Source organism: Sphingomonas sp. UBA978 (genome assembly GCF_002292295.1).
GTDB lineage: Bacteria > Pseudomonadota > Alphaproteobacteria > Sphingomonadales > Sphingomonadaceae > Sphingomonas.
Genome location: NZ_DBBS01000011.1, coordinates 119,779 through 145,526, shown reverse-complemented (window position 1 = coordinate 145,526; position 25,748 = coordinate 119,779). Strand labels below are relative to the sequence as shown.

Annotated in this window: 29 protein-coding genes and 1 tRNA gene; 14 read left to right on the top strand and 16 right to left on the bottom strand. The window is 68.9% G+C overall.

Annotated elements, in window-relative coordinates:
* Window positions 1–26 precede the first annotated feature (26 nt).
* Together B2515_RS05460 and folK are read right to left on the bottom strand one after the other, a co-directional pair.
* Window positions 27–102, bottom strand: a tRNA-Lys gene (locus tag B2515_RS05460).
* Between the two features lie 20 nt (window positions 103–122).
* On the bottom strand, window positions 123–599 hold the full coding sequence (gene folK / locus B2515_RS05455; protein ID WP_293874598.1) for a 2-amino-4-hydroxy-6-hydroxymethyldihydropteridine diphosphokinase: 477 nt from the start codon (window positions 597–599) through the stop codon (window positions 123–125).
* Between the two features lie 22 nt (window positions 600–621).
* Here folK and B2515_RS05450 point away from each other — a divergent pair, with 22 nt between their 5' ends.
* Window positions 622–1,299, top strand: a complete 678-nt coding sequence (locus tag B2515_RS05450) for a uracil-DNA glycosylase (protein WP_293874597.1) — start codon at window positions 622–624, stop codon at window positions 1,297–1,299.
* Here B2515_RS05450 and aguB read toward each other — a convergent pair.
* The 4 genes from aguB to rpsD all read right to left on the bottom strand — a co-directional run bounded on the left by aguB (window position 1,287) and on the right by rpsD (window position 5,706).
* A complete protein-coding gene (aguB, locus tag B2515_RS05445; protein WP_293874596.1) occupies window positions 1,287–2,147 on the bottom strand; it encodes an N-carbamoylputrescine amidase in 861 nt (286 codons plus the stop codon). The two genes, B2515_RS05450 and aguB, sit on opposite strands and share 13 nt — an antisense overlap.
* Before the next feature lie 31 nt (window positions 2,148–2,178).
* A complete protein-coding gene (locus B2515_RS05440) occupies window positions 2,179–3,156 on the bottom strand; it encodes an agmatine deiminase family protein (protein ID WP_293874595.1) in 978 nt (325 codons plus the stop codon).
* The gene (locus B2515_RS05435) at window positions 3,153–4,796 is read right to left on the bottom strand and encodes a M28 family metallopeptidase (RefSeq protein WP_293874594.1); all 1,644 of its coding nucleotides are present in this window, start codon (window positions 4,794–4,796) and stop codon (window positions 3,153–3,155) included. Before B2515_RS05435 ends, B2515_RS05440 begins: the two co-directional genes overlap by 4 nt.
* Window positions 4,797–5,091: 295 nt before the next feature.
* Window positions 5,092–5,706 (bottom strand): 30S ribosomal protein S4, encoded by a 615-nt coding sequence (gene rpsD, locus B2515_RS05430; protein WP_293874593.1) that lies wholly within the window; start codon window positions 5,704–5,706, stop codon window positions 5,092–5,094.
* Window positions 5,707–5,915: 209 nt separating this feature from the next.
* Here rpsD and B2515_RS05425 point away from each other — a divergent pair, with 209 nt between their 5' ends.
* Window positions 5,916–6,230, top strand: coding sequence for a chorismate mutase (locus B2515_RS05425; RefSeq protein ID WP_293874592.1), 315 nt, complete (start codon window positions 5,916–5,918; stop codon window positions 6,228–6,230).
* A gap of 41 nt (window positions 6,231–6,271) precedes the next feature.
* On the opposite strand, the gene B2515_RS05420 is transcribed toward B2515_RS05425, so the two are convergent.
* From B2515_RS05420 to rpiB, 5 genes are read right to left on the bottom strand one after another with little or no spacing between them, the layout of a single operon-like run.
* On the bottom strand, window positions 6,272–7,003 hold the full coding sequence (locus B2515_RS05420) for an RNA methyltransferase (RefSeq protein ID WP_293874591.1): 732 nt from the start codon (window positions 7,001–7,003) through the stop codon (window positions 6,272–6,274).
* Window positions 7,000–7,476 carry a transcriptional regulator NrdR gene (nrdR, locus tag B2515_RS05415; RefSeq protein WP_293874590.1) on the bottom strand — a complete coding sequence of 159 codons (477 nt, stop codon included), beginning with the start codon at window positions 7,474–7,476 and terminating at the stop codon, window positions 7,000–7,002. Before nrdR ends, B2515_RS05420 begins: the two co-directional genes overlap by 4 nt.
* Window positions 7,477–7,484: 8 nt before the next feature.
* The gene (locus B2515_RS05410; protein WP_166753199.1) at window positions 7,485–7,658 is read right to left on the bottom strand and encodes a small multi-drug export protein; all 174 of its coding nucleotides are present in this window, start codon (window positions 7,656–7,658) and stop codon (window positions 7,485–7,487) included.
* Window positions 7,659–7,661: 3 nt separating this feature from the next.
* Complete coding sequence (gene glyA / locus B2515_RS05405) at window positions 7,662–8,972, bottom strand: serine hydroxymethyltransferase (RefSeq protein ID WP_293874589.1); 1,311 nt, start codon at window positions 8,970–8,972, stop codon at window positions 7,662–7,664.
* A gap of 4 nt (window positions 8,973–8,976) precedes the next feature.
* Window positions 8,977–9,411, bottom strand: coding sequence for a ribose 5-phosphate isomerase B (gene rpiB / locus B2515_RS05400; RefSeq protein ID WP_293874588.1), 435 nt, complete (start codon window positions 9,409–9,411; stop codon window positions 8,977–8,979).
* A gap of 176 nt (window positions 9,412–9,587) precedes the next feature.
* On the opposite strand from rpiB, the gene B2515_RS05395 reads away from it, so the two are divergent.
* Entirely contained in the window at window positions 9,588–10,085 is a 498-nt protein-coding gene (locus B2515_RS05395; protein ID WP_293874587.1) for a DUF3429 domain-containing protein, read from the top strand.
* Window positions 10,086–10,090: 5 nt separating this feature from the next.
* On the opposite strand, the gene hemA is transcribed toward B2515_RS05395, so the two are convergent.
* Together hemA and murI are read right to left on the bottom strand one after the other, a co-directional pair.
* Complete coding sequence (gene hemA, locus B2515_RS05390) at window positions 10,091–11,332, bottom strand: 5-aminolevulinate synthase (protein WP_293874586.1); 1,242 nt, start codon at window positions 11,330–11,332, stop codon at window positions 10,091–10,093.
* Window positions 11,333–11,448: 116 nt separating this feature from the next.
* Window positions 11,449–12,243 (bottom strand): glutamate racemase, encoded by a 795-nt coding sequence (gene murI, locus B2515_RS05385; protein ID WP_293874585.1) that lies wholly within the window; start codon window positions 12,241–12,243, stop codon window positions 11,449–11,451.
* 129 nt (window positions 12,244–12,372) lie between these two features.
* Between murI and plsY the strand changes: the two genes are divergently transcribed.
* A complete protein-coding gene (gene plsY, locus B2515_RS05380; RefSeq protein ID WP_293874584.1) occupies window positions 12,373–13,017 on the top strand; it encodes a glycerol-3-phosphate 1-O-acyltransferase PlsY in 645 nt (214 codons plus the stop codon).
* Window positions 13,010–14,092, top strand: coding sequence for a DNA-processing protein DprA (gene dprA, locus B2515_RS05375; RefSeq protein ID WP_293874583.1), 1,083 nt, complete (start codon window positions 13,010–13,012; stop codon window positions 14,090–14,092). The genes plsY and dprA overlap by 8 nt, the downstream gene beginning before the upstream one ends.
* Before the next feature lie 6 nt (window positions 14,093–14,098).
* Here dprA and B2515_RS05370 read toward each other — a convergent pair whose 3' ends face one another.
* Window positions 14,099–14,743 carry a TMEM175 family protein gene (locus B2515_RS05370; RefSeq protein WP_293874582.1) on the bottom strand — a complete coding sequence of 215 codons (645 nt, stop codon included), beginning with the start codon at window positions 14,741–14,743 and terminating at the stop codon, window positions 14,099–14,101.
* Window positions 14,744–14,883: 140 nt separating this feature from the next.
* On the opposite strand from B2515_RS05370, the gene topA reads away from it, so the two are divergent.
* On the top strand, window positions 14,884–17,463 hold the full coding sequence (topA, locus tag B2515_RS05365; protein ID WP_293874581.1) for a type I DNA topoisomerase: 2,580 nt from the start codon (window positions 14,884–14,886) through the stop codon (window positions 17,461–17,463).
* Window positions 17,464–17,615: 152 nt separating this feature from the next.
* On the opposite strand, the gene B2515_RS05360 is transcribed toward topA, so the two are convergent.
* Both B2515_RS05360 and panC read right to left on the bottom strand, forming a co-directional pair.
* Window positions 17,616–17,912, bottom strand: a complete 297-nt coding sequence (locus B2515_RS05360) for a hypothetical protein (protein ID WP_293874580.1) — start codon at window positions 17,910–17,912, stop codon at window positions 17,616–17,618.
* Between the two features lie 78 nt (window positions 17,913–17,990).
* The gene (gene panC, locus B2515_RS05355) at window positions 17,991–18,836 is read right to left on the bottom strand and encodes a pantoate--beta-alanine ligase (RefSeq protein ID WP_293874579.1); all 846 of its coding nucleotides are present in this window, start codon (window positions 18,834–18,836) and stop codon (window positions 17,991–17,993) included.
* Between the two features lie 86 nt (window positions 18,837–18,922).
* On the opposite strand from panC, the gene B2515_RS05350 reads away from it, so the two are divergent.
* From B2515_RS05350 to B2515_RS05315, 8 genes are all read left to right on the top strand, one after another.
* Window positions 18,923–19,735 carry a division plane positioning ATPase MipZ gene (locus tag B2515_RS05350; protein WP_293874577.1) on the top strand — a complete coding sequence of 271 codons (813 nt, stop codon included), beginning with the start codon at window positions 18,923–18,925 and terminating at the stop codon, window positions 19,733–19,735.
* Entirely contained in the window at window positions 19,732–19,992 is a 261-nt protein-coding gene (locus tag B2515_RS05345; RefSeq protein WP_293874575.1) for a J domain-containing protein, read from the top strand. The genes B2515_RS05350 and B2515_RS05345 overlap by 4 nt, the downstream gene beginning before the upstream one ends.
* Window positions 19,992–21,371, top strand: coding sequence for a phosphoglucomutase/phosphomannomutase PgmG (gene pgmG, locus B2515_RS05340; RefSeq protein WP_293874573.1), 1,380 nt, complete (start codon window positions 19,992–19,994; stop codon window positions 21,369–21,371). Before B2515_RS05345 ends, pgmG begins: the two co-directional genes overlap by 1 nt.
* Window positions 21,372–21,402: 31 nt before the next feature.
* The gene (locus tag B2515_RS05335) at window positions 21,403–21,870 is read left to right on the top strand and encodes a PH domain-containing protein (RefSeq protein WP_293874571.1); all 468 of its coding nucleotides are present in this window, start codon (window positions 21,403–21,405) and stop codon (window positions 21,868–21,870) included.
* Between the two features lie 58 nt (window positions 21,871–21,928).
* A complete protein-coding gene (locus B2515_RS05330) occupies window positions 21,929–22,684 on the top strand; it encodes an exonuclease domain-containing protein (protein WP_293874569.1) in 756 nt (251 codons plus the stop codon).
* A 135-nt stretch (window positions 22,685–22,819) separates the two neighbouring features.
* Window positions 22,820–24,262 (top strand): sensor histidine kinase, encoded by a 1,443-nt coding sequence (locus tag B2515_RS05325; protein ID WP_414711364.1) that lies wholly within the window; start codon window positions 22,820–22,822, stop codon window positions 24,260–24,262.
* Window positions 24,259–24,705 carry a response regulator gene (locus tag B2515_RS05320; RefSeq protein WP_293874565.1) on the top strand — a complete coding sequence of 149 codons (447 nt, stop codon included), beginning with the start codon at window positions 24,259–24,261 and terminating at the stop codon, window positions 24,703–24,705. The genes B2515_RS05325 and B2515_RS05320 overlap by 4 nt, the downstream gene beginning before the upstream one ends.
* Window positions 24,702–25,745 carry a histidine kinase dimerization/phosphoacceptor domain -containing protein gene (locus B2515_RS05315; RefSeq protein ID WP_293874645.1) on the top strand — a complete coding sequence of 348 codons (1,044 nt, stop codon included), beginning with the start codon at window positions 24,702–24,704 and terminating at the stop codon, window positions 25,743–25,745. The genes B2515_RS05320 and B2515_RS05315 overlap by 4 nt, the downstream gene beginning before the upstream one ends.
* Window positions 25,746–25,748: the final 3 nt, after the last annotated feature.

The following is a 25,748-nucleotide window of genomic DNA, read 5'->3' as shown; positions in this document are numbered from 1 at the left end:
GCGCTGCGGCAGATTGGGGAAAACGATGGTGGGTCCGCCGGGGCTCGAACCCGGGACCTCTCGATTAAAAGTCGCTTGCTCTACCGACTGAGCTACGGACCCCCGCCATCGCGTCCGCGCACCTAGGGGCGGGGGCGCGGTCGGTCAACACTATGAGCCAATTGTCGTATCGTTCTTCGGCTCGCCGGATCGCGCCAGCCGGGCGCGATCGCGACCAGCGGGCGCAGGACGAAGGCACGCTGCGCCAGCGCGACATGCGGCACCGTCAGGCGCGAATCGCGCCAGACGCCGCCCGACCAAAGCAGGATGTCGAGGTCGATCACCCGCGCGCCCCAGCGCCGCCCGCGCCGCCGCCCGAACCCCGCCTCGATCCGCTTCAGCCGCGCAAGCAGCATCGGCGGCGATTCGTCGCTGGCGATCAGCACCGCGGTGTTGGCGAAGCGGCGGATCGACGGACCGAGCGGCGCCGAATCCATGATTCGCGCACAGGCGACGACGCCACCGAGCGCCGCGATCGCCGCGCGCACCTCGCTCCGCGGGCCGCCGTGTCGCCCCCGCCGATTCGATCCGATCCCAATCGCATAGATTGCCGTCGCCATCCGCCCGCTTTAGGCGAGGCCGATGACCTTAGCACCCAGTTCGCTCGTCCCCGGCCCGATCGCGCCGGTCGAACCGACGCACGATTGCCCGCGCTGCCCCCGCCTCGTCGCCGCGCGCGACGCGCTGCGGCTGGACAATCCGACCTGGTGGAACGCGCCAGTCCCCGCGTTCGGCGATCCGCAGGCGTGGCTGGCGATCGTCGGCCTCGCGCCGGGGCTACATGGCGCCAACCGGACGGGGCGGCCGTTCACCGGCGACCATTCGGGCGCATTGCTGTTCGCCACGCTCGGCCGCTTCGGCCTTTGCACGGGCACCTACGCCAATCGCGCCAACGACGACGTCGTGCTGACCGGGGCGATGATCCTCAACGCGGTCAAATGCCTGCCGCCCGCCAACAAGCCGACGCCGGAGGAAATCCGCACCTGCCGCCCGTTCCTCGATGGCGAGGTCGCGGCCCTGCCCAACGTCCGCGTCGTCGTCGCGCTCGGCCAGATCGCGCATCAGTCGGCGGTGAAGGTGATGGGCGGCCGGCTGCCCAAGGCGACCTTCGCCCATCTCGCCGAACATCGCATGCCCGACGGGCGGATCCTGATCGATAGCTACCACCCGTCGCGCTACAACCAGAACACCGGCCGCCTGACCGAAGCGATGTTCGACGCGGTGTTCGCGCGCGCGGTGGCGCTCGATCAGATGTCCTGAACCAGCCGGCCGTACAGCTCCGGCCGGCGATCGCGGAAGAAGCCGAAGGCGGCGCGGTGCCGCCGGATCCGCTGCAGGTCGAGCGTCGCGACGATCACGCCCTCCTCCTCCCGGCCGAGCTCGGCGAGGATGTCGCCGCGTTCGTCGGTGATGAAGCTGGTGCCGTAGAAGGTCTGGCCGTGTTCGACGCCGATGCGGTTGGCGGCGATCACCGGCACGACGTTCGACACCGCATGGCCGACCATCGCGCGCCGCCACAGCCGGGCGGTGTCGAGGCTGGTGTCATGCGGCTCGCTGCCGATCGCGGTGGGGTAGAACAGCAGTTCCGCGCCCATCAGCATCATCGCGCGCGCGGTTTCCGGATACCATTGGTCCCAGCACACGCCGACGCCGAGCGTCCAGCCGGGCGCGGTCGGCGGCGCCGGCCAGACCTTGAACCCGGTGTTGCCGGGGCGGAAGTAGAATTTCTCCTCATAGCCGGGGCCGTCGGGGATGTGGCTCTTGCGATAGACGCCCTGCACCTCGCCATCGGGACCGATCATCGCGAGGCTGTTATAGTGATGCGGACCGTCCGCCTCGAAGAAGCTGGTCGGGATGGTGACCTTGAGCGCCTCGGCCAGCGCCTGCATCGCCAGCACCGCCTTGTGCTCGCCGACCGGCGCGGCGTTGGCGAACAGCCCCTCGTCCTCGACGCGGCAGAAATATTCGCCCTCGAACAGTTCGGGCGGCAGGATCACCTGCGCGCCCTGCCCCGCCGCCTCGCGGACCAGCCGCGAGACGTTGGCGATATTGGCATCGATGTCGTTCGAGAAACCGAGTTGCAGCGCGGCGACGGTGATCTGGGTCATGCGCGCCACATAAGGCCGCAGACCCGGCGCGTCACCCCTGCGCCGGGATCTGCTGGCTGATGCAGTGGAAGCTGCCGCCGCCGGTGAGGATATGGTCGGCGCGCAGGCCCACCGCCTCGCGGTCGGGGAACAGCGCCTGGATCGCGGCCACCGCGGCAGCGTCGTTCTCGCTGCCGTAGAGCGGCACCACCACCGCGGCGTTGCCGATATAGAAGTTCATGTAGCTCGCCGGCACGACCTCCTCGTCGCGGAGCACGCGGCCCGGCGACGGGATCGTCACCACCTCCAGCCCCGCCGCATGGGCGTCGCGCGCGGCATGTTGATAGACCTGCCAGTTGGGGTCGTTCTCCGCCGCCTCCGGCAGCGCGAGCCGCCCCGGCGCGACGAAGCGCGCGAGGTTGTCGACATGGCCATCGGTATGGTCGTTGAGCAGCCCGTCGCCGAGCCACACGACCCGCGTCAGGCCGAGGTCGTCGCGCAGGCGCGCCTCGATCTGCACCTTGTCCAGCGTGGGGTTGCGATTGGGGTTGAGAAGGCATTGTTCGGTCGTGACGACGACGCCGGTGCCGTCGCCGTCGATCGCGCCGCCTTCGAGCACCCAGTTGCAATAGCCGACCGGCTTGCCGCGCTGCTTCGCCAGCCGCAGCCCGATCGTGTCGTCGCCGGGCAGGTCGTACTTGCCGCCCCAGCCGTTGAAACCGAAATCGCGCGCCTCGCCGGTGCCGAGCACGATCGGACCGGTGTCGCGCAGCCAGATGTCGCCGAACGGTTCGACCACTACCTCGGAGAACGGCGCCATCGCGCTCGCCGCGGCGCCCGCCTCGGCATCGGCGGCGACGAGGATCACGGTTTCGCCGCGCCCCTCCGCATGCACGGCACGGGCGAAGGCGACCACCTCCGCCCGCGCGGGATCGAGGTCGTCCTCCCACAATTCGGGATGGCTCGGGAAACCGATCCATACCGCCTTGTGCGGCGCCCATTCGGCGGGCGGAGCGATCGTCGACTTCACTTGGCGGCTCCCGTCACGGTGGCGCGACTGCGGTCGCGGATGGCGCGGAATTCGTCGCCCGGCATCCAGTTCGGCCAGGCGCGACTCTCCGCCAGATCGCGGCTCAGCATATAATAGAGCGCGACGTCCTGCTGCACCCCGCTCCAGTCCCAGTTGGGATCATATTCGTCGGAGGGCGCGTGATAGCGATTCTCCTCGTAATCCTTCGCCGCCGCCCGACCCGCGGCGAGGCCGCCGTTGACGAGATTCTGGCCGGTTTCGAAATAGACCATCGGCACGCCGTGCTTCGCCAGGCTGAAATGGTCGGAGCGATAGTAGAAGCCCTTTTCCGGGGTCGGCTCCGGCGTCGCGGTGCGGCCCTGCCGCTTGAGCGCGGCGGTCAGATAATCGTCGAGCTGCGATTTGCCGGGGCCGATGACGATCACGTCCTTCGACGGGCCGTACATCGCGAGCGCGTCCATGTTGGCGCCACCGACGGTCTTCGCCAGCGGATAGACCGGATTCTCGCCGTAATAGGCCGAGCCGAGCAGCCCCGATTCCTCCGCGGTCAGCGCGACGAACACCATCGATCGGCGCGCGGGGCCGGCCTTGGCATTCGCCTCCGCCAGCGCGACCAGCGCCGCGGTGCCGTCGGCATTGTCGACCGCACCGTTGCAGATGTCGTCGCCATTGACCGGCGTGCAGCGGCCGAGGTGATCCCAGTGCGCCGACAGCAGGACATATTCGTCGGGCGCCACGCGGCCGGGCAGGATGCCGACGACATTGTGCGAGATCTGCTTCCTGATCTGGTTGTCGAAGCTGACCGACGCCTTCACCCCGAGCGACACGGGTTTGAAGCCCTTGACCTTCGCCGCCGCGGCGAGCGCGTCGAAGTCCTTGCCGGCGCTGGCGAACAAAGCGCGGGCCTTGTCGAGCTGGATCCAGCCGTGCGCGGCGGTATCGTCCATATGGCCGTTGGCGGCATCGGCGACATGCGCCGCGCCGGTGTTGCTCGACTGGACGACGTTCCAGCCATAGGCGGCGGGTTCGGTCTGGTGGACGATCAGCACCGCCGCCGCGCCCTGCCGCGCCGCTTCCTCATATTTGTAGGTCCAGCGCCCGTAATAGGTCATCGCCCGGCCGTTGAACGGCCCGCTCAGGCCCTGCGTCTGCCAGTCGGGATCGTTGATGAGGACGACGACGGTCTTCCCTTTCACGTCGAGGCCGGCATAATCGTTCCAGCCCTTTTCGGGCGCGACGATGCCATAGCCGGCGAAGACGACGTCGCTGTCCTTCACGTCGATATGCGAGGTGACGCGATAGGTGCCGACGACCATGTCGGGGCCGTAGGCGAGGCTGAGCGGAGTCTTGCCGCCGGTGATCGTCAGCGGCGTGACGGCCTGCGCGGTGATCTCGACCAGCGGCACGTCCTGCAGCCACCGCCCCTTGTTGCCGGGCTTCAGCCCCGCCTTCTCGAACTGCTGCTGGAGATAGGCGAGCGTCTTTTCCTCGCCGGCGCTGCCGGGCGCGCGGCCCTCGAAGGCGTCGGAGGACAGCGTCTTCGTCACCGCCTTCAGCGTGTCGACGGAAATCTGGGGGGCGGTCTGGGCGGCTGCCATTGCCGGCGTGGCGAGCAGGGCGGCGATAAGGAGGCGACGCATTGGGTACTCCGCGTGGGATGGACAGCGTTGCGCGCCTTTTGCCGCCGGGTCGCCGGCTTGTCCACGGTTGTGGGAGACGGGGTTTTGCGCGCGGAGGCGCGGAGGACTCGGAGAGTAACGCGCGCCGCGCCGGAGGCGCTTCACGCAACATCGGGAGCCGCCCGGATCGTCCGTACGGGCCACCCTCCGCGTCCTCCGCGCCTCACATGGGATCACACGCAGCACCGGCACGCGAATCAAAAAGGGCGGCCCCGCAGGACCGCCCTTTCCAAATCCGAAACCGGAAGGACCCGGATCAGCGCGAGTAGAACTCGACGACCAGATTCGGTTCCATCTTCACCGGGTAAGGCACCTCGTCGAGCGTCGGCACGCGGACGAAGGTGATCTTGGCGTTGCCGTCCGGCGCGACGTAATCAGGAATCTCGCGCTCTGCGAGGTTCTGCGCCTCGAGCACCAGCGCCATTTCCTTGGCCTTGTTGCCCAGTGTGATCTCGTCGCCGACGAAGCAGCGGCGCGATGCGATGTTGCACTTCACGCCGTTGACGCGGATGTGGCCGTGGCTGACGATCTGGCGCGCGGCGAAGATCGTCGGCGCGAACTTGGCGCGATAGACGATCATGTCGAGGCGCTGTTCGAGCAGGCCGATCAGGTTCTGGCTGGTATCACCCTTCATGCGGGCGGCCTCGTGATAGCAGGCGCGGAACTGCTTCTCGGTGACGTCGCCGTAATAGCCCTTGAGCTTCTGCTTGGCGCGCAGCTGGATGCCGAAGTCCGACACCTTGCCCTTGCGGCGCTGGCCGTGCTGGCCCGGGCCGTATTCGCGCTTGTTGACCGGCGACTTCGGCCGGCCCCAGATGTTCTCGCCGAGACGACGGTCGAGCTTGTGCTTGGCGCTATGGCGCTTCGACATAATAATTCCTTGGCAACTGTAACGACGTGGTCCCACCCCATGGCAAGCCATGCGGCGGGGCTGATCCCGGTATCGCTCTGCTGATCCCGAAGGAGGCAGGCCATCCGCTTCACCGGGGTGCGGGGGCTGTTGCGAAGGCGGGCGCCTAGCTGGGACGGCTGGTCAAGTCAAGCTGGACAGCGACGCGGCGGATCGCCACACGGCGGACCATGACGACCGTTTCCCCCGGCACCCTTCCCGGCCCCGACTGTACCAATATGACCGAGGTCCGCGCCGGCGTCGATGCGCTCGATCGCGAGCTGGTCGCGCTGCTCGCGCGGCGCTTCGCCTATATGGATGCCGCGGCCCGGATCAAACCCGAGCGCGGCCATGTCCGCGACGAACCCCGGAAAGCCGCGGTGATCGCCAATGCGCGTGCGGAGGCGGAGCGGCTGGGACTGCCGGGCGATATCGTCGCGGACTTGTGGGAACGGCTGGTCGAGGCGTCGATCGCCTACGAACTGGCGGCGTTCGACGCGCGCTGAGTGTCCCGATGCGTCGCTCCCGCTCGCCGTGACGGTCGGCCTTAAGGCTGCTGCGCCTCGACCCGCCGCGCCTTCGCGCCATCGAGCGCGGACAGCACGCCGCGCATCGTCCGCACCTCCTGCGACGACCAGCCCGGCTTGGTGAGCAACGTGCGCAGCGTCCGGCGCGTGGTGACGACGCGTTCGGGGGGGAAGAAGAAATTGGCGCGCTCCAGCATCGCGTCGAGCTGGCGAATCATCCCCTCCAGTTCCTCGTGCGGCGCGGCCGGCTCGATCGGGTTGATCGAGGGTTGTGCGAGCCCCTGCCCCTTCGACCATTCGTAAGCGACCAGGATCACCGCCTGCGCGAGGTTGAGGCTGCCGAACTCCGGATTGATCGGCACGGTGATGATCGTGCGTGCCAGCGCGACGTCGTCGGTTTCCAGCCCCGAACGCTCCGGCCCGAACAGGATCGCCGAACGCTCCGGCGCGCCATGCACATCGCGCGCGGCGACCTCCGGCGTCACCACCGGCTTGGTGACGCCGCGCTTCCGCACCGTGGTGGCGTAGACATGGGCGCAGTCGGCGACCGCGTCGGCGACGCTGTCGAAGACCTGCGCACGTTCCAGCACGACGTCGGCGCCGCTGGCGGCGGGGCCGGCCATCGGGTTGGGCCAGCCGTCGCGCGGGCTGACCAGCCGCATGTCGGTGAGGCCGAAATTGAGCATGGCGCGCGCGGCCTTGCCGATATTCTCGCCGAGCTGCGGGCGGACCAGGACGATGACGGGATTCATTCGATGCGCCCTGCCTGTTCGACGGTGCCGGCGAATTCCTCGAAATCGCGCGCCTCGCTGAAATCGCGATAGACGCTGGCGAAGCGGATATAGGCGACCGAATCGAGGCCCTTGAGCCCGTCCATCACCATTTCGCCGATTCGCTTCGACGACACTTCGCTCTCGCCCTGCGTCTCGAGCTGGCGCTGGATGCCGCTGACCAGCTTCTCGATCCGGACCGGTTCGATCGGACGCTTGCGCGTCGCGATCGATACCGAGCGCAGCAGCTTCTCGCGATCGAACGCCTCGCGCCGGATGCCGCCCGCGGCGTTGCTCTTGAGCACCCACAGGTCGCGCAGCTGGATGCGTTCGAACGTGGTGAAGCGCGCCGCGCAGCCCTCGCACTGGCGCCGTCGCCGGATCGCCGCCCCATCTTCCGTGGGGCGGCTGTCCTTCACCTGGCTGTCTTCATGGCCGCAGAACGGGCAACGCATTCAGGCGATCAATCCTTGCGCTTGGCGTAGGCGACGCCCGCGCCGACCAGCGCACCCAGCACCGGACCGACGAAGGGGATCGGAATCGCCACGACCGCGCCGATCGCGCCATACTTGGCCATCTTCTTGCCGAGCCCCGGGGTGTTCTTGACGGTGGCCTGAACCTCTTCGATCTTCGACATGGCTTATCCTTGGTAGATGGGGAAGCGCGCGCACAGGGCACGCACGCGGGTCCGAACGTTCGCCTCGACCTCCGGGTCCCCGTGTTCGCCCTTCTTCGCCAGACCGTCGAGCACGTCGGCGACCATATGGCCGATCTCGCGGAACTCGGCGGGGCCGAACCCGCGCGTCGTGCCGGCGGGCGAGCCGACGCGAATGCCGCTGGTCTTGACCGGCGGCAGCGGGTCGTTGGGGATGCCGTTCTTGTTGCAGGTGATACCGGCCCGCTCCAGCGCCTCGTCGGCGTCGCGGCCGGTGATGCCCAGCGGCGTGAGGTCGATCAGCGCCAGATGCGTGTCGGTGCCGCCCGACACGACGTCGGAGCCGCGCTCCTTGAGCGTCGCGGCGAGCACCTTGGCATTCTCCACCACCGCGGCGATGTAGCTCTTGTAGCCGGGCTGCAACGCCTCGCCGAACGCGACCGCCTTGGCGGCGATGACGTGCATCAGCGGACCGCCCTGCAGGCCGGGGAAGACCGCCGAGTTGAACTTCTTGGCCAGCGCCTCGTCATTGGTCAGGATCATGCCGCCGCGCGGGCCGCGCAGCGTCTTGTGCGTCGTGGTGGTGACGACATGCGCATGGCCGAACGGCGTCGGGTGCAGGCCGGCGGCGACGATGCCGGCGAAATGCGCCATGTCGACCATGAAATAGGCACCGACCTTGTCGGCGATGGCGCGGAAGCGGGCGAAGTCGATGACGCGCGGATAGGCGCTGCCGCCGGCGATGATGAGCTTCGGATTATGCTCGACCGCGAGCCGCTCGACCTCGTCATAGTCGATCAGGTGGGTGGTCGCATCGACGCCATATTGGATCGCGTTGAACCACTTGCCCGACATCGCCGCGCGCGCGCCATGGGTCAGGTGACCGCCGGCATCGAGGCTCATGCCGAGGATCGTCTCGCCCGGCTTGACCAGCGCCAGCATCACCGCGCCGTTCGCCTGCGCGCCCGAATGCGGCTGGACGTTGACGAAGCCGCAGCCGAAGATCTGCTTGGCGCGCTCGATCGCCAGCGTCTCGACCTCGTCGGACGGCGCGCAGCCCTGGTAATAGCGCTTTCCCGGATAGCCTTCGGCATATTTGTTGGTGAAGACCGACCCCTGCGCCTCCAGCACCGCCTTGGACACGATATTCTCGGACGCGATCAGTTCGATCTGCGTCTGTTCGCGCTCCAGTTCGTGGGCGATCCCGGCGAAGATCGCGGGATCGGCGTCGGCAAGGGCCTGGCTGAAGAAGCCGTCGGGGCGGATATCGCTGAAATCGTTGGGCTGGGTGCTCATGGGATCAGTCCTTTCGCGACAGTTTGTCGACGCGGTTCTGGTGACGGCCACCCTCGAACGGGGCGGCGAGGAAGGCTTCGAGACAGGCCTTGGCGAGATCGGGGCCGATCACGCGCGCGCCCATCGCGACGACATTGGCGTCGTTGTGGTTGCGCGCCAGCGCGGCGGACAGGGGCTCGGACACGAGCGCGCAGCGGCATGCGGGTTGGCGGTTGACCGCGATCGAGATGCCGATGCCGGAGCCGCAGAGCGCGACGCCAGCGTCGGCCGCGCCCGCCGCGATCGCATCGGCGAGCCTGTAGCCGAAATCGGGATAATCGACGCGCGCGTCCGTTTCCGGCCCCAGATCGATCGTCTCGTGCCCCAGACCGGCGGCATGGTCGACCAGCAGCGCCTTGAGCGCGACGGCGGCGTGATCGGAGGCAAAGGCGATGCGCAAGCGGGCGTCCCTACGGGCAGGAGGAGGGGATGCAGCGCGCCTTAGCGATCCGCGGCCGCAATTGCCACACTTTCGGGCGGAACGCTCCGGGGCGCTCGCGCGCTTGGACCGGCACGCGAGTAAACCTAGGATAAGCCGATGCCGCCCCCTTCCCCGCACCGATGCGGCCCGCGTCCATGACCGATCCCGCGCTGCGCAAGGTGGCCGGCAGCGTCGGCGAATCGCCCCTGATCCTCGGTTATGCCGGGCTGCTGCCGCAGATCGCGGCAGTCGCCACCTGCTTCTTCGGCGGCCCCAGCGATGTCGGCCCGTTCTTCGCCTTCGGCTATGCGACGCTGATCCTCAGCTTCCTCGGCGGTATCTGGTGGGGGTTCGCGATGCGGACGACCGAGCATGCCGCCTGGGGCCAGGGCCATATCGCCAGCTGGGCGGTGGTGCCGTCGCTGTTCGGTGCCGGCCTGATCCTGCTGTCGATCGGCCATATCGTCGCGATGCACTGGGCGCTGGTGCTGCTGGGATCGGCGGTCATCATGACGCTGCTGATCGATCGCCGCCTGACCGATGGCGGGATCGCGCCGGACGGCTGGATGGCGCTGCGCATCCCGCTGTCGATCGGCCTCGGCGGCCTGACGATCCTGTCGGGCATCCTCTGCGGACTATCCGCCGTCGCCTGATCCGGTCAGGCGGCCTTGCGCAGTTCCAGCCGGCTCCAGATCTCGACCAGCGCATCGGTCAGCTCGCGCATCATCGCTGGCGTATGGCTCGGCCCCGGCGTGAAGCGCAGTCGCTCGGTGCCGCGCGGCACCGTGGGATAATTGATCGGCTGGACGTAGACGCCGTATTCGGCGAGCAGGATGTCGCTAATCCGCTTCGCCTTTACCGGGTCGCCGACCAGGATCGGGACGATATGCGTCTCGCCCAGCATCACCGGCAGGCCGGCCTCGTCCAGCATCGTCTTGAGCAACGTCGCCGACGCCTGCTGCCCCTCGCGCTCGACGCTCGACGCCTTCAGGTGGCGGACGCTCGCCAGCACGCCGGCGACCAGCACCGGCGACAGCGAGGTCGTGAAGATGAAGCCCGGCGCGTAGCTGCGGATGACGTCGACGATCGTCTGGTCGGCAGCGATATAACCGCCCATCACGCCGAACGCCTTGCCCAGCGTCCCCTCGATGATCGTCAGCCGGTGCGCGACGCCTTCCTGTTCGGAAATGCCGCCGCCCCGCGCGCCGTACATGCCGACCGCATGGACTTCGTCGAGATAGGTCAGCGCATTGTATTTGTCGGCGAGGTCGCAGATCGCGACGATCGGCGCGACGTCGGCCTCCATCGAATAGACGCTCTCGAACGCGATCAGCTTCGGCACCGACGGGTCCTCGTCGGCGAGCAGTTCCTCGAGGTGCGCAAGGTCGTTGTGGCGGAAGATGCGCTTCTCGCAGCCCGCGTTGCGGATCCCCGCGATCATCGAGGCATGGTTGAGTTCGTCGGAGAAGATCACGCAGCCGGGCAGGATCTTGGCGAGCGTCGACAGCGTCGCCTCGTTCGAGACGTAGCCGCTGGTAAACAGCAACGCCGATTCCTTGCCGTGCAGGTCGGCGAGCTCGTGCTCCAGATCGATATGGTAATGCGTGTTGCCGCCGATGTTGCGGGTGCCGCCGGAGCCGGCGCCGACGTCGTGCAGCGCCTTTTCCATCGCCTCGATCACCTTGGGATGCTGGCCCATCGCGAGATAATCGTTGGAACACCAGACGGTGATCGGCTTGGGCCCGTTATGCCCGGCGAAGCAGCGCGCGTTGGGAAACATCCCCTTGTTGCGGAGGATGTCGATGAAGACCCGGTACCGGCCTTCGGCATGGAGGCGATCGATCGCCTGGGTGAAGACACGCGTATAATCCACGCGCACGTCCGTGCCGTCGCTGCTCATGGAAACGCCATGTAACTGCGCGGGCGACCGCTTGCCAGTGGATAAAAGTCCTCAGGGTGATCGATCGGCTTGGGCATTTTGTCCCACCCCGCCCGCATTGCCCGCAGGCCAAACGCTTACAGCGCCTCCAGCGTATCGATTCCGTAGCGGGCCAGCGCCGGGACGAGCGCGCGCTCCGCATCCCCCAGCCGGGTGAACACCGCGCGATGGCGCGGCGCGCCGGCCGGCCAGTCCTGCCCTTGCGTCAGGAAGGCGATTCGGCGCGAGATCCCCGGGCCGCCATCGACGAAGCGCATGCCGGGCGGCGCGGCGGCGGCGAGTTCCGCCTCGACCAGCGGGAAATGGGTGCAGGCGTTGACGATCACGTCGATCCGGTCGCCGCCCGGCTGGTCGAACAGCCCCGCCAGTACCGCACGGTAGCGGGCGGGATCAGCAGGGCGCCCGGCGAGCGTCGCCTCGGCCAGCTGCACCAGTTCGGCCGAACCGTGGCGCAGCACGGTGCAATCCCCCGCGAAGCGCTGCGCCAGATCGTCGACATAGGATTGGCGCACCGTCGCCTCCGTCCCCAGCACGCCGATCACGCGGCTGCGGCTGGCCTGCGCGGCGGGCTTGATCGCCGGCACCGTGCCGACCACCGGCACGTCGAGCGCGGCGCGCACCGCCGGCAGCGCGATGGTGGAGGCGGTATTGCACGCGATCACCACGAGCCGCGGGGCGAAACGCTCGACCAGCCGGCCGAGCAGCGCCGGCACCCGCGCGGCGATCTCCGCCTCGCTTCTGGTCCCGTAGGGGAAGCCGGCGGAATCGGCGACGTAGACGATCAGCGCGGCGGGCATCAGCGCCTGCGTCGGCGCGACGACCGACAGGCCGCCGACGCCCGAATCGAAGAACAGGATCGGGCTTGCTTCCATCGTGTCGGCTCTAGTCCGCGCATGTGTGTTGTCCACCGTCGATGATGCGGCGATCTTGACCGAAGTTGCTGCACGGGCATTGGCGCAGCCGTATCGAACCCGCTATGGTGTGCTGCGGAAGGGGCTGGCTTGCAGACCGAGATTCTCTGGATCGCACCGACGTGTGCGCTGCTGCTCGGCTATCTGCTGGGCTCGATCCCGTTCGGGGTGATCCTGACGCGCGTCGCCGGCGCGGGCGACCTGCGCAGCATCGGGTCGGGCAATATCGGCGCGACCAACGTGCTGCGGACCGGACGCAAGGGGCTGGCGGCGGCGACGCTGCTGCTCGACCTGCTGAAAGGGGCCGCGGCGGTGTGGCTGGCCGAGTGGCTGTTCCCCGGCGACGGCATGATCGCGGCGGCGGCGGCGTTCGTCGGCCATTGCTATCCGGTCTGGCTGCGCTTCCGGGGCGGCAAGGGCGTCGCGACGATGATGGGGATCGTCCTCGCGCTGCACTGGCCGATGGGCCTCGTCTATGCGCTGGTCTGGATCGGCCTGCTCGCCGGCGTGCGCATCTCCTCGGTCGCGGGCATGGCGGCGGCGGTCAGCGCCCCGGTCAGCGGCGCGCTGTTCGGGCGGTTCGACCTCGTCATGCTGGTGCTCGCGCTGGCGGCGATCGTGCTGTGGAAGCATCGCGACAATATCGAGCGGCTGGCGAACGGCACCGAACCGCGCATCGGCGGCGCGAAGGACAGCGGGGATTCCGCCGACGCGGACGCCCTGCCGGATGGCTGACCGCGACGCGACGCGCCTGCGCCTGATCCGCACCGGCGGGATCGGCCCCGTCACCTATCGCCAGCTGGTCGCCCGTTTCGGCAGCGCGGAGGCGGCGCTCGAGATGCTGCCGACGCTGGCCCGGCGCGGCGGCGGCGCGCCACCGCGGCTGGCGGAGGCGGGCGCGGTGGCGCGCGAGATGGCGGCGACGCAGCGGCTCGGCGCGCGCTACCTGTTCCTCGACGATCCCGATTACCCGCCGCTGCTCGCCGAACTCGACACCGCGCCGCCCGCCCTGATCGTGCGCGGCGACCTGTCGCTCACCCGGGCGATGACCGTCGCCATCGTCGGCGCGCGCAATGCGTCGGCCGCGGCCTGCCGCTTCGCGCGGACGCTGGGTCACGATCTGGCGGCGGAGGGAGTGACGATCGTCTCCGGCCTTGCCCGCGGCATCGACACCGCGGCGCATGTCGGCGCCCTGCCGCGGACGATCGGCGTCATCGCCAGCGGCGTCGACGTCGTCTTCCCGCCCGAAAACGCCGCGCTGCAGGAACAGGTCGCCGCCGACGGACTACTGATCGCCGAACAGCCGCCCGGCACGCAGCCGCTCGCCCGGCATTTCCCCTCGCGCAACCGGATCATCGCCGGGCTGGCGCTGGGCACTGTGGTGGTCGAGGCGGCGCCGCGATCGGGTTCGCTCATCACCGCGCGGCTGGCGACCGAGGCGGGGCGCGAGGTGATGGCGGTGCCGGGCAGTCCGCTTGATCCGCGTGCGCAAGGGTGCAACCTGCTGATCCGCGAGGGCGCGACCTTGATCCAGACCGCCGCCGACGTGCTCGAACAGCTCCGCCCGATCGACCCGCGCAGCGTCCTTACGCCCGCGCCGGCCTATGGCAATCCGCCGCCCGCCGCCGATGCGAGCGATGCCGACCGGACGCGGATCACCGGGCTGCTGGGGCCGGTGCCGGTCGGCGTCGACGAACTGATCCGCCAGAGCCACGCCGCCCCGGCGATCCTCCAGACCGTGCTGCTGGAACTGGAGCTGGCCGGCCGGCTGGAACGCCACGCCGGCGGCCGGGTCAGCCTGACGTTCTAGGCCGTCCTATGCGGTCGCATCTTGGCGTGCAGCACGGCGTCCGACCAGCGTCGCGATGATCGGGCTGCCGATCGTCAGCACGACCAGCGCCGCGACCCATGTCACCATGCCGGCCGCGAACGCGCAGACCCCGATCGCGATCGAGATCCAGCTGCGCCGCAGGATCGGCCGCATGTCCTTGACGCTCACCCCGTCGTCGAGCAACTCGGGCGATGCGACGATGCTATGGATCAGCTGCCGGTTGACGAGGCCCAGCACGATCAGCCAGCCGGTGTAGAAGCCGATGCCGACGCGCAGCTGGACATATTCGCTGATGACCGCGGTCGGAAACGGCATGAAGGCGACGGCGAGCAACAGGAGCAGGTTGACCGTCGTCAGCCGCCGGTTGGCGGCGCGCAGCAGGCCCATCACCTCATGATGCACCAGCCAGAACCGGCCGAGCACCAGAAAGCTGACCAGAAACCCGATATAGTTCGGCAGCAGGCTCCACAGCGCCTGCCCCAGTTCGGGGCCGGTGGCGTGATGCAGGTGCGGCAGCTTCACCTCGACGACCAGCAACGTCATCGCGATCGCAAAGACCGCGTCGGAAAAGAACGTCAGCCGTTCCAGCTGTTGCCGGTCGCGCCCGGTATCGTGCGATCCGGCGATCATCGCACCCCCATCCGGCACGCCTTGCGTACCCGGCTCGTCGCACCCCACATCATTGGCCAACCCCCGTTGCCATCATTGTTGACAGCCGCCCGTCGGGCTTTCCACCCTCGCGCGTACACGTAAGGACCCTAACCGCCGCCATGCAGCTCGTCATCGTCGAATCGCCCGCCAAGGCGAAAACCATCGAAAAGTACCTCGGCCCGGACTTCCGCGTCCTCGCCTCCTACGGTCACGTCCGCGACCTGCCGGCGCGGGACGGGTCGGTGAATCCCGACGAGGGCTTCGCGATGGAGTGGGAGAATTACGCGGACAAGTCCAAGCAGCTGAAGGCGATCGCCGACCTGTCGAAGACCGCCGACCGCCTGATCCTGGCGACCGATCCGGATCGCGAGGGCGAGGCGATCAGCTGGCACGTGCAGGAGGTGCTGCGCAATCGCAAGGCGTTGCCGAAGGACGTGCAGCGGGTGACCTTCAACGCGATCACCAAGGCGGCGGTGACGACGGCGATGCAGCACCCGCGCGAGCTGGATACCGACCTGATCGACGCCTATCGCGCGCGGCGGGCGCTGGATTATCTGGTCGGCTTCACGCTGTCGCCGGTGCTGTGGCGCAAGCTGCCCGGCGCCAAGTCGGCCGGCCGCGTCCAGTCGGTGGCGCTGCGCCTGATCGTCCAGCGCGAACGCGAGATCGACGTCTTCCGCCCGCAGGAATATTGGTCGGTCACCGCCGCGATGGAGCAGGACGGCACGCCCTTCGTCGCGCGGCTGGTGCAATGGGACGGCAAGAAGCTCGACCGGCTGTCGATCGGCAATGAGGGCGACGCGCTGAAGGCGAAGACCGCGGTCGAGGACGGCCGCTTCTCGGTCCAGACGGTCGAGACCAAGCCGGCGACGCGCAACCCACCGCCGCCCTTCACCACCTCGACGCTGCAGCAGGAGGCGGCGCGCAAGCTCGGCTTCTCCGCGGATCACACGATGCGGATCGCGCAGGGTCTCTACGAAGATGGCGCGATCACCTATATGCGGACCGACGGCGTGCAGATGGACGGCAGCGCCATCTCGGCCGCCCGGCTGGCGGTCGCCAATCGCTACGATGCGAGCTACGTCCCCGATTCGCCGCGCCAGTATCAGACCAAGGCGAAGAATGCGCAGGAAGCGCACGAGGCGATCCGTCCCACCGATTTCTCCAGGGATCGCGCCGGGTCGGGCGACCACGGCCGATTGTACGAGCTGATCTGGAAGCGCGCGCTCGCCAGCCAGATGGCCTCCGCCCGGATGGAGCGGACGACGATCGAGATGGCGGACGGCACCGGGCGCAACGTGCTGCGCGCGACCGGGCAGGTCGTGCTCTTCCCCGGTTTCCTCGCCTTGTACGAGGAAGGGTCGGACGATTCGCAGGACGAGGAGGCGCGCCGCCTGCCCCGCCTGCGCGAGGGCGATGCGCCGGCCAAGAAGAGCGTCGACGCCGAACAGCATTTCACCCAGCCGCCGCCGCGCTTCTCCGAAGCGTCGCTGGTCAAGCGGATGGAAGAGCTCGGCATCGGCCGCCCGTCGACCTATGCCTCGATCATCAAGACGCTGAAGGACCGCAATTACGTCCGCGTCGAAAAGAACCGCTTCTTCGCCGAGGAAAGCGGCCGGCTGGTCACCGCCTTCCTCGAACGCTTCTTCGAGAAGTATGTCGGGTTCGACTATACCGCCGAGCTGGAGGAGGAGCTGGACGACGTCTCCGGTGGCCGCGCGCAATGGCAGGCGGTGCTCGAGGCGTTCTGGCGCGACTTCAAGCCGCGCACGTCCGAGGTGATGGAACAACAGCCCTCCGCGATCACCGCGGAATTGGACCAGTTCCTCGCGCCCTATCTGTTTCCCGACAAGGGCGACGGCACCGACCCGCGGCTGTGCCCGAAGTGCGAGGCGGGCAAGCTCGCGCTGCGCGGCGGCAAGTTCGGCGCGTTCATCGCCTGCTCCAATTACCCCGAATGCAAATACACCCGCCGCTTCGCGCAGCCGGGTGGCGAAGAGGGGGAGGACAGCGGCCCCGAAGGACTCGGCAAGGACCCGGCGACCGGCCTCGAGGTCGAGCGCAAGTCGGGGCGGTTCGGCCCGTACATCCAGCTCGGCGAGGGCAAGGAGGCGAAGCGTGCGTCGATCCCCAAGGACTTGCCGGGCGACCTCGACCTTGCATGGGCGCTCAAGCTGCTCAGCCTGCCGCGGACGATCGGGACGCATCCGGAAACGGGCGAGCCGATCACCGCGTCGATCGGGCGCTACGGGCCGTATCTGGCGCATGCGGGCAAATATGCCCGGCTGCAATCGACCGCCGACGTGTTCGAGACGGGGATGAACGCCGCCGTCGTCAAGCTCGCCGAAGCCGCCGCGGGCGGCGGGCGCCCGGCGCGCGGCGCGGCACGGGCGCCGCTGAAGGAGCTCGGCAAGCACCCGCGCACCGAACTCGAGATCAGGCTGATGGAGGGGCGCTACGGCCCGTACGTCACCGACGGCGAAACCAATGCGACCCTGCCGAAATCGATCACGCCCGACGCGCTCACGCTGGAAGAGGCGGCGCAGCTGATCGACGATCGCGCGGCGGCGGCACCGGCGAAGGGAAAGAAGAAGGCACCGGCCAAAAAGGCCGCGGCGAAGAAGCCGGCGGCAAAGGCGACGGCCGTGAAGAAACCCGCGGCGAAGAAGGCGCCGGCGAAGACGAAGGCGGCGGAGTAGCGGCCACCTTCCCCCTGATCGTCCTCCCCGCGGAGGCGGGGATCCAGACGCGCAGCGGTCGCGATGGAGCCGGAACGTCAGCGCGTCCGGGCTCCCGCCTCCGCAGGGATGACGGACTTGCTCAGCCGCTGGCGCGCTTCACGGGAAAGCGGTTACGCCGCGCGGCGTTGCGTCATGCCGAGCCAGGCGCGCGCGGCGCGCTGCGCTTCGGCGATCTCGCGGGCGGTCATGTCCTCGGCGACCTCGGCCCGCGCATCGGCGGCTTCGGACAGTCCGGCGACGGCGGCGAGGTTGAACCATTTGTGCGCTTCGATCAGATCGATCCCCGCCCCCGCGGTCCCGGTCTGATAGCAGACGCCCAGATCGAACAGCGCTTCGGGTCGGCCCCGCATCGCGTCCGCGATCCGGCTGTCTAGGAGAAACTGCGCACTCTTGAAGCTGTTTGCCATCGTCTGCCCCCAATATTCATGGGGCCACAGTGGGCCGATTCGCCTACAGAATGGTTAACGCCGCCAAAGCCTCGTTAATCAATGGTTTGGCTCGATCGCGATATTGTCGATCAGCCGCGTCGATCCCATCCGTGCCGCCGCGAGCAGCCGGCGCGGGCGGTCCGGCGCGGGATGCTCCGCCAGCGTCTCCGCATCGGCGAGCGCAACGTAATCGACGTCGAATCCCGCTGCATGCAGCGTCGCGCGCGCCTCCGCCAGCGCCGCATCGGGATCGTCGCCACGCCCGATCGCCCGCGCCGCGACGCCCAGCGCGCGCGGCAGGGCCACCGCCTTCGCCCGCTCGTCCGCGTCGAGGTAGATGTTGCGCGACGACAGCGCGAGGCCGTCGTCGTCGCGCTGCGTCGGCACGCCGACGATCTCGATATCGAGGTCGAGGTCGGCAACGAAGCGGCGGATGACGGCGAGCTGCTGGAAATCCTTCTCGCCGAAATAGGCGATGTGTGCGTTGGTCTGGCCGAACAACTTTGTCACGACGGTTGCGACGCCGTCGAAATGCCCCGGGCGGGCGGCGCCGTCGAAGCCGTCGCTGACGCCGGAGACGCTGATATTGGTCGCGAAACCGTCGGGATACATGACCTCGACCGGCGGCAGCCACAGCAGGTCGCAGCCATGTTCGGCGAGCAATCGCGCGTCCGCCGCCTCGCGCCGCGGATAGCGGCCGAGATCCTCGTCGGGGCCGAATTGCTTCGGGTTGACGAAGATCGAGGCGATCACCTTCGTCCCCGGCCGGCGCGCCGCCTCGACCAGCGCCATATGGCCGGCGTGCAGCGCGCCCATCGTCGGGACGAGCGCGATCGCCGCGCCCTCCGCCCGGAACGCGGCCACGGCGTCGCGCAAGCCCTGCAAGTCCCGAACCGTCTGCACGTTTAACCCCTCGAACATTGAGCGCGCGGCTTCTATGGAGAGGGACGAGAGCGGGCAAGCCGCAACCCATCGATAAGGAACGAACCGTGCCCGAAGGGCCACATGTCCTCCGGCCCGCTGGGCCACACGTTATCGTCTTCGCCAATGAAAAGGGCGGCACCGGCAAGTCGACGACCGCGGTGCACGTCGCGATCGCGCTCGCCGCCAAGGGGGCGAAGGTCGCCTGTTTCGACCTCGACCACCGCCAGCGCACCGTCGGCCGCTATCTCGACAACCGCGCCGCGACGATCCTGCGCACCGGCAGCGTGCTGCCGATGCCGGTCCACGAGACCCACGACGGCGTCAGCGAAGAGGTGTTCGAGGAAAAATGGGCGCGGCTGAGCGAGGGCGCCGATTTCCTGATCGTCGACACCCCCGGCCGCGACGACCATTTCGCCCGCACCGCGGCGGCGCTGTCGAACACGCTGGTCACGCCGATGAACGACAGCTTCGTCGATTTCGACCTGATCGGACAGGTCGATCCGGAGACGTTCAACGTCACCCGCCCCAGTTTCTATTCGGAGCTGATCTGGGACGCGCGCAAGCAGCGCGCCCGCGCCGACGGGACGCAGATCGACTGGGTCGTGCTGCGCAACCGGTTGCAGCATATCGAGGCGCGCAACATGCGCCGCGTGTCGGATGCGCTGGGCCAGCTCGCCAAGCGGGTCGGCTTCCGCATCATTCCGGGCCTCGGCGAGCGCGTGATCTATCGCGAGCTGTTCCCCGCCGGGCTGACGATGATCGATTCGAAGGAATTCGGCGCGATGGGCCTCGGCCATGTCGCCTCGCGCCAGGAATTGCGCGAGATGATGAGCGCGCTGCAACTGCCCGAAGCCCCCGCCCCGCAAGTCGCCGCATGAAGTGGATCATCGCCATCGGGCTGATCTGGCTCGCGTGGCGTTACCTGAAGCCCGCCCCCAAACGGCTGAAGCCGGATGCGGCGCAGCGCGCGCGGCAGGTGCTGGGCGTCGGCGCGACGGCGGACGAGAGCGAGATCCGCAGCGCGCACCGCCGCCTGCTCGCCGACGTCCATCCCGACCGCGGCGGATCGGCGGAACGCAGCACAGAGATCAACGCGGCGCGCGACCTGCTGCTCGGGACGTTGCGGCGGGGCTGATGGCGCACGCCCTGTCGCCCGCGATCCTGCGGGAATATGACATCCGCGGCACGACCGGCCGCAATCTGGGTGCCGCCGACGCGGTCGCGATCGGGCGCAGCTTCGCCACCCGCGTGCGGCAGGCGGGTGGCACCCGCATCGCAGTGGGTCGCGACGGACGGCTGTCCTCGCCCGAACTGGAGGCGGCGCTGGTCGCGGGGCTGGCGGCCGGCGGCGTCGACGTGGTGCGGATCGGCATCGGCCCCACCCCGATGCTCTATTATGCCGAGGCGACGCTGGAGGTGGACGCGGGCGTGCATGTCACCGGCAGCCACAATCCGCGCGACGACAACGGCTTCAAGATGGTGCTCGGCCACCGCTCCTTCTACGGCGCCGACATCGTCGATCTCGCCCGGATCGCCGCCGCGGGCGACTGGAGCGACGGCGCCGGCACGGTGACCGACGTCGCGATATGCGAAGCCTATGTCGGGCGGCTGCTGGCGGGCTATGCCGGCGGCACGTTCCGGATCGGCTGGGACTGCGGCAACGGCGCCGCCGGCCCTGCGGTCGAACGGCTGGTCGCGCAGCTGCCGGGCGAGCACCACCTGCTCTACGCGGACGTCGACGGCCGCTTCCCCAACCATCACCCCGATCCCACCGAGGAGGCGAACCTCGCCGATCTCAAGGCGCTGGTGCGCGACAGGGGCCTCGATTTCGGCATCGCCTTCGATGGCGACGGCGACCGGATCGGCGCGGTCGACGGCGAAGGGCGCGTGCTGTGGGGCGACCAGCTGCTCAGCCTGCTGATCGTGCCGGTGCTGGCCGAGTTGCGTGGCGCAACCGTCGTCGCCGACGTGAAGACCTCGCAATTCGTCTTCGACCGCATCGCCGAACTGGGCGGCACGCCGGTGATGGGCGCGACCGGCCACAGCCTGATGAAGGAGGCGATGCTGGCGCACGACGCGCCGATCGCGGGCGAGCTGAGCGGCCACATCTTCTTCGGCGCGGGCGCGAACGGCGGCTGGTACGGGTTCGACGATGCGCTCTACGCGGCGGTGCAGCTGATCCGCGCGGTGCATCTGTCGGGCCGGTCGCTGACGCAGCTGCGATCGGCGATGCCGCCGCTGGTCAACACGCCGGACCTGCGCTTTCCGGTCGATCCGGCGCGCAAGTTCGCGGTGATCGACGAGGTGCGCGCGCGGCTGGAGGCACGCGGCGTCGCGGTGGTGGCAATCGACGGCGTGCGGGTGACGACGCCGGCGGGCTGGTGGCTGCTGCGCGCGTCGAACACGCAGGACGTGCTGACCGCGCGCGCCGAGGCGGGCGACCAGGCGGCGCTCGACGCCCTGCTCGCGGCGATCGACGCGGAGCTCGCCGCATCGGGTGTTGCACGTGATTGACACGCTCCGCCGGCCGGATAGGGTCGGTGTCATGGTGGGCAGCTACACTACGGAACGGCCGGTCGACAGCTTCCGGTCCAGCACCAATCGCTGGCTGCTCGGCAGCTTCCTCGGGTGGATGACGATCCTGTCCTGCGTCATCGGCGTCGGGCTGGTCATCATCGCGATCCGCTGGCTGCAGAACATGAGCGCCGCCTATGAGATCACCGACCAGCGGCTGATCGTACGCCGCGGCTTGGTGATGAAGTCGATCGACGAGATCGAGCTGTACCGGATCAAGGACGTGCGCGTCGATTTCTCGCTGCTCAACCAGATGGCGGACATCGGCACGATCACGATCACCTCGTCCGATCGCACCACCGGCAACGCCAGCTTCGTGCTGCGCGACGTGCCGGCTGCGCGCGAACGGCGCGAGGGCATCCGCAAGCTGGTCGATCGCGCCCGCCAGCGCCGCGGCGTGCGCGAGCTGGACGTCGACGCGGAGGACGACTTCCGCTGATCCGCACCGCCCGACTCTGTGCTGGCGTAATCGCCCGCCAGCCCCCATTTATCCGACAATGCGTCCCCTCCCCCAGATCATCCGCGTCATCGACCTCGAAACCACCGGCAGCGCGCCGCCCGCGCACGGGGTGTGCGAGATCGGCTGGCAGGACGTCGCGCTGAAGGGCGACCGCTGGGAACTGGAGGGCGAGGGCGGATCGATCCTGGTCAACCCCGGCCGCGCGATCCCGCCGATCACCCAGGCGATCCACCATATCCTCGACGAGGACGTCGCCGATGCGCCATGGTGGCACGACGTCGCGCGCCGCGTGCTGGATCCATATCCGCGCCGGGTCGCGCTCGCCGCGCACCGGGCGGATTTCGAACAGCAATTCTGCACCGCCAACCTGACCCATGGCGCCGACTGGATCTGCACGTGGAAATGCGCGCTGCGGCTGTGGCCGGACAGCCCGAGCTTTTCCAACCAGGTGCTGCGCTACTGGCGCAAGCCCGAGGGGCTGGAGCAGAGCCGCGGCCTGCCCGTCCATCGCGCCTTTCCCGACGCCTATGTCACCGCGCACCACCTGCGCGACCAGCTGAACGAGGCGGGCGTCGCGCAATTGCTCGAATGGTCGCGCGATCCCGGGCTGATCCCGCGCGTGCGCTACGGCCCGCATCGCGGCAAGGCGTGGAGCGAACTCGACCACGAAAGCCTGATGGCGTTCCTGACCGATCGCGATCCCGACATCCGCTTCACCGCCAATGCCGAGATGGACCGGCGCAGCGGCGGCGGTGCGGTCGGGCGGAGCAACCCGCAGGAATTGCTGCTGTAGGATCGGCCCTTGCGCCGCCGTGCGGCATCGCTGGCATAACGCCACGCCCTGCCGTAAGGCCACGCCGTGCTCACCACCGTCACCAATCCGCTGGTCGTATCGGAAGGCCGCTTCGGCCGCGTGCTGGTGGCGTTCATGGCGCTGGGCTTCCTCGCGCTGGTCGCGACCGGCATCGCCGCGGGCTGGGCGACGGGGCGCAACGCGGACCACACCCGCTGGGTCAACCACACCTACGAGGTGGAGCTGTCGGTCAGCAACGCGCGCCGGCTGATCGAACAGGGCGAGGCGTCCCGGCGCGGCTATCTGCTGACCGGCAATACCGAATATCGCGACGCCTATCGCCGCTGGGCGGCGGCGCTGCCGGGCGCGCTGGAGCGGTTGCAGCGGCTGACGCGCGACAATCCGCAGCAGGTCGCGACGCTGCGCATCCTGCGCGGCGAGATCGCCGCGCTGCTGGTCCAGCGCGCGCGCACGATCGCGCTGATCGACGCCGGGCGGATCGACGCCGCGACGACATTGTTCCGGACCGAGGCGAGCGTGCGCCGGCTGATGACGATCCGCGACGCGTTCGAGCGGATGGCGACCGAGGAGCGCCGGCTGCTCGCCGAGCGCGATGCGGCGCAGCAGGCGAGCGTGCGCGTCTTCTACGTCATCCTGGCGGTCGCCGCGGTGCTGCTGGTGCTGGTCGCGCTCGCCTCGCTGCTGACCGTCATGCGCTACACCCGCGACCTTGCCGGATCGCGCGATTCGCTGCGCGACTTCAACGAGCGGCTGGAGGAGACGGTGCACGAGCGGACTGCCGACCTCAGCCGCGCCAACGAGGAAATCCAGCGCTTCGCCTATATCGTCAGCCACGACCTGCGCTCGCCGCTGGTCAACGTGATGGGCTTCACCGCCGAACTCGCCGCCGCTACCGCGCCGCTCGGCGAGCTGCTCGACCGGGCGGAGGCGGAATGCCCGCATATCGTCGGCGAGGATGCGCGCCTCGCGGTGCGCGAGGACCTGCCCGAGGCGGTCCGCTTCATCCGCACCTCGACGCAGAAGATGGACCGGCTCATCAACGCCATCCTCAAGCTGTCGCGCGAGGGCCGACGCATCATCACGCCCGAGCCGATCGATCCGGCCGCCGTCGCGGACACGATCGCGGGGTCGATCCGGCACCTGCTCGACGATCGCGGCGTGACGCTGACCATCGGCCGGCCGATCCCGGGCGTGGTCACCGACCGGGTGGCGCTGGAACAGATCCTGTCGAACCTGATCGAGAATGCGACCAAATATCTGCAACCCGGCCGCCCCGGCACGATCCACGTATCGGGCGAGGAACGGCGCGGCCGCGTGATCCTGTCGGTCGCCGACAACGGCCGCGGCATCGATCCGCGCGATCACCAGCGCATCTTCGACCTGTTCCGCCGCTCGGGCCAGCAGGACCAGCCGGGCGAGGGCATCGGGCTGGCGCACGTCCGGGCGCTCGCCTATCGTCTCGGCGGCACGATCGACGTCGACAGCGAACCGGGGCGCGGATCGACCTTCCGCCTCAACCTACCCAAGACCTACGAGCATCAGGACAGCAACGCATGAACGCCCATCAATCCGTCGGCATCGTCATGATCGAGGACGACGAGGGCCATGCGCGGCTGATCGAGAAGAACATCCGCCGTGCCGGCATCCTCAACGACATCCGGCATTTCACCGACGGCACGCAGGCGCTGCACCATCTGTTCGAGGCGTCGGACGGCCCGGCCAAGAACGGCCCGGCGCTGGTGCTGCTCGACCTCAACCTGCCCGACATGAGCGGCACCGACATCCTCGCGCAGATCAAGGCGGAGGGCAGCCCGCTCAAGCGCACGCCGGTCGTCGTGCTGACCACCACCGACGACAAGATCGAGATCCAGCGCTGCTACGATCTCGGCTGCAACGTCTACATCACCAAGCCGGTGAACTACGAAAGCTTCGCGCAGGCGATCCGCCAGCTCGGCCTGTTCCTGTCGGTGATCCAGGTGCCGGAAGTCGAGGAACACTGATCCTGACCGATCTTCCCAGCGTACTCTACATCGACGACGACGACGGTATCCGCCGGCTGGCGGCGCGCGCGCTCGCCCGGCGCGGCTATCGCGTGACCACCGCGGAGGGCGGCGGCGAGGGCGTATTGCTCGCCGCGTCGCAGCCGTTCGACCTCGTCGCGGTCGACCATTACATGCCGGGGATGGACGGGCTGGAGACGCTCGAACGGCTCGGCGCCCTGCCCGCGCCGCCGCCCGTCGTCTACGTCACCGGGTCGGACGAGGGCCGGATCGCGGTCGCCGCGCTGAAGGCGGGCGCGGCGGATTACGTCGTGAAGACGGTCGGCGAGGATTTCTTCGACCTGCTGACCGCGAGCTTCGAACAGGTGCTCGACCGCAGCCGGCTGGCGCGCGAGAAGGCGCGGGCGGAGGAGGATTTGCGCGCCAGCAACGCCCGGCTCGAGGCGCTGCTGGGCGAGGTCAACCATCGCGTCGCCAATTCGCTGCAGCTGGTGTCGGCGATGGTGCGGTTGCAGGCGGGGGCGCTCGCCGACCCGACCGCGCGCGCCGCGCTCGACGACACGCAGCGGCGGATCGGCGCGATCGCGCAGGTGCATCGCCGGCTCTATTCGGCGAACGACGTCGAGAGCGTCGACATGCGCGACTATCTCGGCTCACTGATCGAGGAACTGACCGAGACGCTGTCGTGCGATTCCGCGCCGCACAGCCTGCATCTCGCCGCCGAGCCGATCCGGTTGCCGACCGACAAGGCGGTGTCGCTCGGCGTGATCGTCACCGAACTCGTCACCAACGCCTGCAAATACGCCTACCCCACCGGCGCGGGCGGCGAGATCCGGGTGATGCTGGCGCTGGAGGGCGCGGACGTGTTCCTGCTCGCGGTCGAGGATGACGGCTGCGGCATGGCGGCCGAGGCGGCGCCGAAGGGAACCGGCCTCGGCACCAAGCTGATCCGGGCGATGGCGCAGAGCCTGCAATCGATGATCGAATACGAACCGCGCGAGCGCGGTGTGCGGGCAACGCTGCGCGCGTCGCTGACCTGAGCG

Bases quoted from the DNA above. Each gene is read 5' to 3' on its own strand.
- folK (WP_293874598.1), bottom strand. From the start codon at position 599: ATGGCGACGGCAATCTATGCGATTGGGATCGGATCGAATCGGCGGGGG.
- B2515_RS05450 (WP_293874597.1), top strand. From the start codon at position 622: ATGACCTTAGCACCCAGTTCGCTCGTCCCCGGCCCGATCGCGCCGGTC.
- aguB (WP_293874596.1), bottom strand. From the start codon at position 2,147: ATGACCCAGATCACCGTCGCCGCGCTGCAACTCGGTTTCTCGAACGAC.
- B2515_RS05435 (WP_293874594.1), bottom strand. From the start codon at position 4,796: ATGCGTCGCCTCCTTATCGCCGCCCTGCTCGCCACGCCGGCAATGGCA.
- rpsD (WP_293874593.1), bottom strand. From the start codon at position 5,706: ATGTCGAAGCGCCATAGCGCCAAGCACAAGCTCGACCGTCGTCTCGGC.
- B2515_RS05425 (WP_293874592.1), top strand. From the start codon at position 5,916: ATGACGACCGTTTCCCCCGGCACCCTTCCCGGCCCCGACTGTACCAAT.
- B2515_RS05420 (WP_293874591.1), bottom strand. From the start codon at position 7,003: ATGAATCCCGTCATCGTCCTGGTCCGCCCGCAGCTCGGCGAGAATATC.
- nrdR (WP_293874590.1), bottom strand. From the start codon at position 7,476: ATGCGTTGCCCGTTCTGCGGCCATGAAGACAGCCAGGTGAAGGACAGC.
- B2515_RS05410 (WP_166753199.1), bottom strand. From the start codon at position 7,658: ATGTCGAAGATCGAAGAGGTTCAGGCCACCGTCAAGAACACCCCGGGG.
- glyA (WP_293874589.1), bottom strand. From the start codon at position 8,972: ATGAGCACCCAGCCCAACGATTTCAGCGATATCCGCCCCGACGGCTTC.
- B2515_RS05395 (WP_293874587.1), top strand. From the start codon at position 9,588: ATGACCGATCCCGCGCTGCGCAAGGTGGCCGGCAGCGTCGGCGAATCG.
- hemA (WP_293874586.1), bottom strand. From the start codon at position 11,332: ATGAGCAGCGACGGCACGGACGTGCGCGTGGATTATACGCGTGTCTTC.
- murI (WP_293874585.1), bottom strand. From the start codon at position 12,243: ATGGAAGCAAGCCCGATCCTGTTCTTCGATTCGGGCGTCGGCGGCCTG.
- dprA (WP_293874583.1), top strand. From the start codon at position 13,010: ATGGCTGACCGCGACGCGACGCGCCTGCGCCTGATCCGCACCGGCGGG.
- B2515_RS05370 (WP_293874582.1), bottom strand. From the start codon at position 14,743: ATGATCGCCGGATCGCACGATACCGGGCGCGACCGGCAACAGCTGGAA.
- topA (WP_293874581.1), top strand. From the start codon at position 14,884: ATGCAGCTCGTCATCGTCGAATCGCCCGCCAAGGCGAAAACCATCGAA.
- B2515_RS05360 (WP_293874580.1), bottom strand. From the start codon at position 17,912: ATGGCAAACAGCTTCAAGAGTGCGCAGTTTCTCCTAGACAGCCGGATC.
- B2515_RS05345 (WP_293874575.1), top strand. From the start codon at position 19,732: ATGAAGTGGATCATCGCCATCGGGCTGATCTGGCTCGCGTGGCGTTAC.
- pgmG (WP_293874573.1), top strand. From the start codon at position 19,992: ATGGCGCACGCCCTGTCGCCCGCGATCCTGCGGGAATATGACATCCGC.
- B2515_RS05335 (WP_293874571.1), top strand. From the start codon at position 21,403: ATGGTGGGCAGCTACACTACGGAACGGCCGGTCGACAGCTTCCGGTCC.
- B2515_RS05330 (WP_293874569.1), top strand. From the start codon at position 21,929: ATGCGTCCCCTCCCCCAGATCATCCGCGTCATCGACCTCGAAACCACC.
- B2515_RS05325 (WP_414711364.1), top strand. From the start codon at position 22,820: ATGGCGCTGGGCTTCCTCGCGCTGGTCGCGACCGGCATCGCCGCGGGC.
- B2515_RS05320 (WP_293874565.1), top strand. From the start codon at position 24,259: ATGAACGCCCATCAATCCGTCGGCATCGTCATGATCGAGGACGACGAG.